Origin of the sequence: Agathobaculum butyriciproducens, from assembly GCA_003096535.1 — a bacterium.
Classification (GTDB): Bacteria; Bacillota; Clostridia; order Oscillospirales; family Butyricicoccaceae; genus Agathobaculum; species Agathobaculum butyriciproducens.
In genome coordinates this window covers 1-1,630 of the sequence record QEKJ01000051.1, presented here as the reverse complement: position 1 = coordinate 1,630, position 1,630 = coordinate 1, and the positions used below count along the sequence as shown (strand labels likewise).

2 protein-coding genes are annotated in these 1,630 nt (G+C 39.8%); both read right to left on the bottom strand.

The features are described from left to right. Positions 1-245: 245 nt before the first annotated feature. Positions 246-1,151, bottom strand: a complete 906-nt coding sequence (locus C7386_RS13200) for an IS3 family transposase (RefSeq protein ID WP_252197110.1) — start codon at positions 1,149-1,151, stop codon at positions 246-248. 32 nt (positions 1,152-1,183) lie between these two features. Further along, entirely contained in the window at positions 1,184-1,534 is a 351-nt protein-coding gene (locus C7386_RS13195) for a hypothetical protein (RefSeq protein WP_110436226.1), read from the bottom strand. Positions 1,535-1,630 lie beyond the last annotated feature (96 nt).

Below are 1,630 nucleotides of genomic sequence, written 5' to 3'. Positions count from 1 at the left end.
TGTACCAGTCAACAAAAGTGGACACGAAAAATATTATTTTTAAAATTTAATTTTCAAAAGTAGACACCATCTATATTTTTATCAACTATGTATATTCTAAAAGTAGACACAAAACTTATTTTTATTGATTTAAAATTTTCAAAAGTGGACACAATTCGGAAAATGACAAAAAATATGAATTTTCAAGCTAATCGAATGCAATATGCTTTCTGAAAAGTTAGGGCAAAGTCGAACATGAGCTATCATTATTTTTTGGTGGTTCGTTTCTTCTGCATGAATTTTGGCTTTTCACTCAGCACACGCTGCGAAAAGGTATCTCGATGTTCCAGTTCACCGAGATTAAAACGTTCACAGTAGTGGTCAGGCGTATCATAATCAAGGGCAAAGCAGGGACGCTGCTTGTTATAGAAGTTAACATAGCGATGCAGCACTTCTCTAACATCATCTTCAGTACGACATTCCTCTAAGCGAAAATCCATATGCAGTTCTTCCTTGATCCAGCCATTGAGTGCCTCGTTGACGGGATTATCTGTTGGTTTACCGGCTCGAGACATGGAACGGATAATGTTACTATCTTTTATCAGCTCGTTGTATGCTTTAGATGAATATACAGAGCCTTGGTCGGTATGAATAATGGTCGGCTCCCTGCTGCCATTCAACAGCTCTATCACATCCGAAAGGCCATCTAGATACTGCTCGCGTCCGCCTCTGCGATCCGAAAGTTTCCAAGAGAGAATCTGTTTGGTAAATACATCGAAATAGAGTGTCAGTTCGAAATAGAATATCCACGGTTTTAATACAGTCATATCAGATACTATGACCTGACGGGGACGATCTACCGTTTCCCACGTTGTAAAAATGAGATTAGGATACAAATCTCGTACTTTGCGAGGCCTGTAATGCGGCTTATGTTTTGTCTGGGATTGAATACCTAAACAGCGAAAGACTTTATAAATATAACTGTCGCTGCATGACCGCCCGTAATTCAATCTGAGAAAAGCAGCAACCCAGCGGTATCCATGAGATGGATGGGCCTCATGAGTTTCAGATACCAACGCGATTATTTCTTCACGATTTATATCTCGTTCGCTTTTGTCACGATTTTTCCACTTATAATATCCTGAACGACTGACTCCCATAAGCTGACACAGAGTCTGTATATCGTAATCTCTGGAAAGAAGTTCTATAATTTCAAATTCTTCGGTTTTAAACGAATATATTCCAGTTCTCCAGCATCCGTCTTCCGCACGGCATAGTTTTTTTTAAGCCGTTCGTTCTCGATTCGCAGCTTGAGTATTTCACGCTTGTATGACTCTTCTGTTCGATCAATTCCTTCTGGAAGTACATCCTTGATCTTGCTGTCAGCGCGGGCCAGTCCTTCCAGGCCACCCTCATTATACTGTTTAAGCCACTTCGGAAAGGAGCTGATTGATATGTCATTTGCTATACAGAAATCCGTCATCTTCAATCGCGGATTGCTTTTGTACTTCCGGATTAAAAATTCTTTTTCCAGCGGATTTAAGTGTTTTCCCATAAAGACCGTCTCCCTTCTGGTAGAATACTCGTCTTTATGATAACTCCCAGAAAGACTTTTTTCTACCTTTCCGTGTCTACTTTTATAATAGCATCA